Genomic DNA, 6,471 nt, shown 5'->3' with positions numbered 1-6,471 from the left:
TGCTCTACATGCCGCCCGGCACCGGCCTGCCGGTGCGGGGGCACGGCGCCTTCGTCTCCGACGAGGACGTGCACCGCGTGGTCGACCACTTGAAGTCGCAAGGCGAGCCGGACTACATTGAAGGCATACTCGAAGGCGGATCGTCGGAGGAGGGCGCCGATGGCGCCAGCGGCAGCACCGCCGATGGCAGCACCGAATCGGACCCGATGTACGACCAGGCGGTGGCGATCGTGCTCAAGAACCGCAGGGCGTCCATCTCGCTGGTGCAGCGGCACTTGCGAATTGGTTACAATCGCGCCGCACGCTTGCTAGAACAAATGGAGCATAGTGGCGTCGTATCAACAATGCAATCCAACGGCAACCGGGAAATCCTGGTGCCGGCGGGCAATACCGCGGACTAGCGCGTTGATCACGGGTCCAGGCCTGGCTGGCGGCTTCGCTGGCCGTATTGCACCCGACTCCACCACATCAAGGAATTCAGGAATTCATGAAACGACGTCACATCGCCGCACTGATGGCGCTGTCTGCCAGCCTGCTGGTCGCGATACCGGCAGCGCACGCCGATGCGCTGGATCAATTCAGGAGCTTCGTCGCCGGCACCCGTTCGGCCAGCGGAGAATTCGTGCAACGCGTTGTCCGCCAGGACAGTGCTGCCCCTGGCAAAGTCCAGCTGTCCAAGGAGTCATCCGGCACGTTCCAGTTCTCCCGGCCCGGCAAGTTCATCTGGACTTATCGCAAGCCCTACGAACAGGTGCTGCAGGCCGATGGCGTGAAGCTCTACATTTATGACAAGGATCTGAACCAGGTCACGGTGCGCAAACTCGGCAATGCGCTCGGCTCGTCGCCGGCAGCGATCCTGTTCGGCAGTAATGACCTGGAAACCAATTTCACGCTGAAGGATGGCGGCACCCGCGAAGGCATGGCCTGGTTGCAGGCCACGCCAAAGTCCAAGGACACCACCTTCGAGCAAATCGGCATTGGCTTGCGCGACGGCGTGCCGGCGGCGATGGAGTTGCGCGATTCGTTTGGCCAGGTGACGCTATTGAGCTTCACCAAATTTGAGAAAAATCCCGCCTTGCCGGCAACCCATTACCGTTTTGTCGCGCCCAAGGGGGCCGACGTGCTGGAACAGTGAACGGCCCCAGGCATGGCTGACCTGTTCAGCACCGCGCCCACCGCACCGCTGGCAGAGGCGCTGCGGCCCAAAGTGCTGGACGACGTGATCGGGCAATCCCACCTGATCGGTCCGGGCCGGCCGCTGCGGCTGGCGTTCGAATCCGGCAAGCCGCACTCGATGATCCTGTGGGGGCCGCCCGGGGTCGGCAAGACCACACTGGCGCGCCTGACCGCCTCGGCCTTCAATTACGAATTCATTGCGCTGTCCGCCGTTTTTTCCGGCGTCAAGGATATTCGCGCCGCGATGGAGCAGGCCGAGCAAAACCTGAACATGGGCAAGAAGACGATCCTGTTCGTCGACGAGATCCATCGCTTCAACAAGAGCCAGCAGGACGCGCTGTTGCCCTTCGTCGAATCCGGCCTGGTGGTGCTGATCGGCGCGACCACCGAGAACCCTTCCTTCGAAGTCAACTCCGCCTTGCTGTCGCGCGCCCAGGTCTATGTGCTGGAAGCACTGACCGATGAAGAGTTGCACCAGTTGTTCGCGCGCGCCCGGCAACAGGTGCTGGGCGATTTGCAGTTCGATGAGCTTGCGGTCGACACCATGGTCGGTTATGCCGACGGCGATGCGCGGCGCTTCCTGAACCTGCTGGAACAGGCCGACACCGCGGCCCGCGCCGCCGGCGTGTCCGTGATCGACGCGGAATTCATCCAGAACGCACTGACCCTGAATGCACGCCGGTTCGACAAGGGCGGCGACAATTTCTATGACCAGATTTCCGCGCTCCACAAGTCGGTGCGCGGCTCGAATCCGGACGGCGCCCTGTATTGGCTGTGCCGCATGCTCGATGGCGGCGCTGATCCCAAATACCTGTCGCGCCGCATCGTTCGTATGGCCTGGGAAGATATCGGACTGGCCGATCCGCGTGCGATGCAGATCGCCAATGACGCCGCCACCACGTTCGAGCGCCTGGGGTCGCCGGAAGGCGAACTGGCGCTGGCGCAGGCCGTGATCTACCTGGCGGTGGCGGCCAAGAGCAATGCCGGCTACAACGCCTACAACGAGGCGCGCGCATTCGTGCGCCAGGACAAGTCGCGCGAAGTGCCGGTGCATTTGCGCAACGCGCCGACCAAGCTGATGAAAGAACTCGGTTACGGCCATGCCTATCGTTACGCGCATGACGAGCCTGGTGCCTATGCCGCCGGCGAGACTTACCTGCCGGACGGCATCGGCGAGCCCGGCTGGTACCGGCCGGTGCCGCGCGGTCTGGAATCGAAGATCGCCGAAAAGCTGGCCACCCTGCGCCAGCTGGACGAAGTCGCAAAGAATAAAAAATAAGCAGCAAAAGCCAGAAGCCAATTCGCCCGCAAGTGGCGAACTATTTACAGACTGACGACGTCCCACTCAGGAACAAGTCACATCGTGTACTGAAGCCGTCCCGGGCCGTTCGGCATCCCGGACGGCTGCGAGCGCTGCCGACATTGAGCGGAGTGGCAACGGCAATGATCAATCCCGACCTCCATGAAGACAAGCACGAGGAAATCCAGATCCAGGATGGCGCGCAAAGCATCGGCGGCCATCTCGACCTGCCCAAGCAAGCCGGCGGCGTGGTCGTGTTCGCGCATGGCAGTGGCAGCAGTCGCTTCAGCACGCGCAACAATTATGTTGCCCAGGTGCTGCGCGCGGCCGGGCTGGCAACGCTGCTGATCGACTTGCTCACCCCCGATGAAGACCGCTCGCGCGCCAATCGTTTCGATATCGACTTGCTGACCCGCCGGCTGGACGCAGCCGTCGCCTGGACCCGCAGCCACAGCGGCACCGCCGGCTTGCCGGTAGGATTGTTCGGCGCCAGTACCGGCGCTGCCGCTGCGCTGCGGGTGGCGGCAGAGCGGCCGGACCTGATCGCCGCAGTGGTTTCACGCGGCGGCCGGCCGGACATGACCGGCGACCTCGAACTGTCCAGGGTGCATGCGCCCACGCTCTTGATCGTTGGCGGCTTCGACGAGCAGGTGATTGAACTCAACCAGGACGCGGCCGCCGCCATGCGCTGCCAGCACCGGATCGAGATCGTGCCGGGCGCGACCCATCTGTTCGAGGAAGCCGGCACGCTGGAGGAAGTCGCCAGGCTTGCTTGCGACTGGTTTGTGCAGCACCTGCTGGCGACGTCAACGGCCGGGTTTGGGCATCTCCACGGGCAAGCCCAGGGACACACCCACGTGCGCGCTCCCGGGCAGCAAGAGTAGGGCCTGGTCTTCCTGCGCGCCGACTTGCAGGCTGCTGCCGAGTTCGGCGCAGGCGTCTTGCATGCGGCGCCAGATCGTGCGCGCCTGTGGGCGAGTGGCCGGGTGCGCCTGGCAAGCGTCGATGAAAATGGGCAGCAGTCGAAGTTGCCGCAGGCTGGTTTGGTCCAGCGTCAATTCGAACAGCAATTGATGGTCGTTGCGAAAGTCCGGATCGACCCAGTAATCATCCACCAGGTCGCCAGCGGCATACAGGATCGGGCAACCGCGATGGATTTCAATGCCATGGAACACATGGGCACTGTGCCCGAACAGGACTTTCCAGCCCATGTCGATGGCGGCGTGCGCCAGGCGGCGGAATTGCTGGCTGGGCCGCCACACCATGTTGGGCCCCCAATGCAGCGCCAGGATCGGCCAGTCGACAGCCTGCTGCTGCAGGCTGTCCAATGCCTGCCGAAAAGCATGCAGCGCGCCCGCTTCATCATCCAAGTCCAGCCAGGCAATGCCGGGGCGGCCGGCAGCGGCGGCGAAGTCGGCCTGATGGTCGCAAAACGACACCATGCCAAAGCGCAGGCCCTGGACCTCGCGCACGACCGGCGCCAGCGCACCGGCCAAGGCATGGCCTGCGCCGCAATGGCCGATTCCCTGCTCGTCGAGAAGGCGCAGCGTGTCGCGCAGGCCAGCCAGCCCGAAATCGAGCACATGATTGTTCGCCAGGCTGACCAGGTCGACGCCGGCGTGCGCCAGCGCGGACGCCGCTTGCGGCGGCGCACCGAAGTAAAAAGCCTTGGGTTCACCGTCCCAGCGCCGCGATGCCGAGGTGATCGCGCATTCCAGGTTGACGATGCACAGATCGGCGCTGCGCAAGCAATCCGCGATGTTGCCGAGAGGGTAATCCGAACCCTCGGTTTGGATTGCCTGCGCCACGCCGCGGCCCAGCATCACGTCGCCGCCGAACAGGACGCGCGTCAAGGGTGCTTTATCGCTTTGTGCCGGCATGCGCCTATCAATAACCGAAACGCGATCACACTCGTGGCGGCATGCGTGATGTGCCTGATGCAGATCAAGCAATCCGCTGTGCGCGGATCGGTGATAATCCCTCATGCATGGTGTCCGGGCATGCCGGATTCGGCCCGTACAGACCCGTCAGCCAGATAAACCGCAATGGAGGCAAGCAGCGATGACGCCAGAGGAATTCACCGAGCAACTGAGCAGCCAGGGATACGAAGTCGTGCCTGTGCGTCGCGGGCCGGGCAGCCTGGACGTGCACACCCATCCGTTTGAAGCCAAGGCGCTGATCGTGGCGGGCGAGATTGCCATTACCACTGGCGACACTGAACGCCTGTATCGGGTCGGCGATATCTTTCACTTGCTGGCCGGGGTGCCGCATGCCGAGCGTTATGGACCGGCCGGTGTCGAGTACCTGGCGGGCCGCAAGGGCTGACAGGGCCCGGGCGCACCGCGCTTTCGGTACGCGCAGTCAAGCCGCAGCGTCGGCCGCGATCACAACAAGCTTGCGCCTGCCGCGCGGGAAGCGGTGCCGCCCTTGCTACAATGACGCCTTTGCCATCGCCCACAAGCAACAGCCATGATCGACATCCAACTCCTGCGCAAGGACATCGCCGCGGTCGCCGCGCGCCTGGCCACGCGCAAATACCAGCTCGACGTTGACGCCTTCAACACGATAGAAGCCGAACGCAAGCAGATCCAGACCCGCACCGAGGAATTGCAAGGCAAGCGCAACAGCCTGTCCAAGCAAGTCGGCATGTTGAAAGGCAAAGGCGAGGACGCCACTGCCGTGCTCAATGAAGTCGCCGGACTGGCTGACGAACTCAAGGCCTCGGCTGCGCGGCTGGAAGTGATCCAGGAGCAATTGTCTGCGCTGATGGAAATCATTCCCAACCTGCCTGACGAGTCGGTGCCGGTCGGCGCGGATGAGTCTGGTAACGTCGAACTGCGCCGGGTCGGCACGCCGCCGGTCTTCAGCTTCGAAGCGCGTGACCACGTTGATGTGGGCGCTGCGCTCGGCCTGGACTTCGACGCCGGCACCAAGCTTGCCGGATCGCGCTTTGCCGTAATGAAGGGGCCGATGGCCCGCCTGCACCGCGCCATCGCCCAATTCATGCTCGACACCCACACCATGGAGCACGGCTACACCGAGTGCTACACGCCCTACATCGTCAATGCCGATTCCCTGCGTGGCACCGGGCAGTTGCCGAAATTCGAAGAAGACCTGTTTGCCGTGAAGAAGGGCGGCCAGGAAGGCGAGGGCGATCCGCTGTACCTGATCCCGACCTCGGAGGTCACGCTGACCAACCTGGTGCGCGGCGACATCCTGCCATTTGAAACGCTGCCGCTGCGCCTGACTGCGCACACGCCGTGTTTCAGGTCGGAAGCCGGCAGCTACGGCCGCGACACCCGCGGCATGATCCGCCAGCACCAGTTCGACAAGGTGGAAATGGTGCAAATCGTCGCGCCCGAGCAGTCATGGCAAGCGCTTGACGACATGCTCGGCCATGCCGAAAACATCCTGAAAAAGCTGGAATTGCCGTATCGGGTCGTGACCCTGTGCACTGGCGACATGGGATTTGGCGCAGCCAAGACCTACGACATTGAAGTCTGGTTGCCGGCGCAAAAGACCTATCGGGAGATTTCATCGATCTCCAATTGCGAAGCCTTCCAGGCCCGCCGCCTGCAAGCGCGTTTCCGCAAAGGGCAGGGCAAGCCCGAGCATGTGCACACCCTGAATGGTTCCGGCCTGGCAGTTGGCCGAACGCTGGTGGCGATCCTTGAAAACTACCAGCAGGCCGACGGCAGCGTATTGGTTCCGACGGCATTGCAGCCATACATGAACGGGATGACGGTTTTATCCGCTTGATTCAGGCCAGCGCTTTCCCACACGACACGATCTCTGCTACAATCGCGGACTTCGAGAATTGCCGACCGCAGAATCGAAACCGCATCAGGAGAGGTGGCAGAGTAGTCGAATGTACCTGACTCGAAATCAGGCGTACTGCAAGGTACCGTGGGTTCGAATCCCACCCTCTCCGCCAGACATTGTTTTGACTGTCGTCCCCGACGATCTCACTACAAGCTTGAACGCCCCGCCAGCCT

Annotated in this window: 7 protein-coding genes and 1 tRNA gene; 7 read left to right on the top strand and 1 reads right to left on the bottom strand. The window is 63.1% G+C overall.

Going from position 1 to position 6,471, the window contains the following annotated elements; translation table 11 throughout:
- The 4 genes from Q7T64_RS11140 to Q7T64_RS11125 all read left to right on the top strand — a co-directional run.
- A partial coding sequence (locus Q7T64_RS11140; RefSeq protein WP_304795505.1) for a DNA translocase FtsK occupies positions 1 to 401 on the top strand: 401 nt, incomplete at its 5' end.
- An 86-nt stretch (positions 402 to 487) separates the two neighbouring features.
- Positions 488 to 1,135 carry an outer membrane lipoprotein chaperone LolA gene (gene lolA, locus Q7T64_RS11135; protein ID WP_304795503.1) on the top strand — a complete coding sequence of 216 codons (648 nt, stop codon included), beginning with the start codon at positions 488 to 490 and terminating at the stop codon, positions 1,133 to 1,135.
- A 12-nt stretch (positions 1,136 to 1,147) separates the two neighbouring features.
- Positions 1,148 to 2,455, top strand: coding sequence for a replication-associated recombination protein A (locus tag Q7T64_RS11130; RefSeq protein ID WP_304795501.1), 1,308 nt, complete (start codon positions 1,148 to 1,150; stop codon positions 2,453 to 2,455).
- 164 nt (positions 2,456 to 2,619) lie between these two features.
- Positions 2,620 to 3,360: a dienelactone hydrolase family protein gene (locus Q7T64_RS11125; protein ID WP_304795499.1), complete on the top strand. Its 741-nt coding sequence runs from the start codon at positions 2,620 to 2,622 to the stop codon at positions 3,358 to 3,360.
- Here Q7T64_RS11125 and Q7T64_RS11120 read toward each other — a convergent pair.
- Positions 3,283 to 4,329 carry a CapA family protein gene (locus Q7T64_RS11120; RefSeq protein WP_304795496.1) on the bottom strand — a complete coding sequence of 349 codons (1,047 nt, stop codon included), beginning with the start codon at positions 4,327 to 4,329 and terminating at the stop codon, positions 3,283 to 3,285. The genes Q7T64_RS11125 and Q7T64_RS11120 overlap by 78 nt on opposite strands.
- A 208-nt stretch (positions 4,330 to 4,537) precedes the next feature.
- On the opposite strand from Q7T64_RS11120, the gene Q7T64_RS11115 reads away from it, so the two are divergent.
- The 3 genes from Q7T64_RS11115 (at position 4,538) to Q7T64_RS11105 (ending at position 6,410) form a co-directional block, all read left to right on the top strand.
- The gene (locus Q7T64_RS11115) at positions 4,538 to 4,801 is read left to right on the top strand and encodes a cupin domain-containing protein (protein ID WP_304795494.1); all 264 of its coding nucleotides are present in this window, start codon (positions 4,538 to 4,540) and stop codon (positions 4,799 to 4,801) included.
- A gap of 144 nt (positions 4,802 to 4,945) precedes the next feature.
- Positions 4,946 to 6,235, top strand: a complete 1,290-nt coding sequence (serS, locus tag Q7T64_RS11110; RefSeq protein ID WP_304795492.1) for a serine--tRNA ligase — start codon at positions 4,946 to 4,948, stop codon at positions 6,233 to 6,235.
- An 87-nt stretch (positions 6,236 to 6,322) separates the two neighbouring features.
- Positions 6,323 to 6,410: transfer RNA gene (locus Q7T64_RS11105), tRNA-Ser, on the top strand.
- The last annotated feature ends 61 nt before the right edge of the window (positions 6,411 to 6,471 follow it).

This window comes from Lacisediminimonas sp., assembly GCF_030645335.1.
Classification (GTDB): Bacteria; Pseudomonadota; Gammaproteobacteria; order Burkholderiales; family Burkholderiaceae_D; genus Lacisediminimonas.
This window is presented reverse-complemented; position numbering and strand designations above follow the sequence as displayed.

Coding starts and splice junctions, on each gene's coding strand:
- serS (WP_304795492.1), top strand. CDS start 4,946: ATGATCGACATCCAACTCCTGCGCAAGGACATCGCCGCGGTCGCCGCG.
- Q7T64_RS11125 (WP_304795499.1), top strand. CDS start 2,620: ATGATCAATCCCGACCTCCATGAAGACAAGCACGAGGAAATCCAGATC.
- Q7T64_RS11130 (WP_304795501.1), top strand. CDS start 1,148: ATGGCTGACCTGTTCAGCACCGCGCCCACCGCACCGCTGGCAGAGGCG.
- lolA (WP_304795503.1), top strand. CDS start 488: ATGAAACGACGTCACATCGCCGCACTGATGGCGCTGTCTGCCAGCCTG.
- Q7T64_RS11115 (WP_304795494.1), top strand. CDS start 4,538: ATGACGCCAGAGGAATTCACCGAGCAACTGAGCAGCCAGGGATACGAA.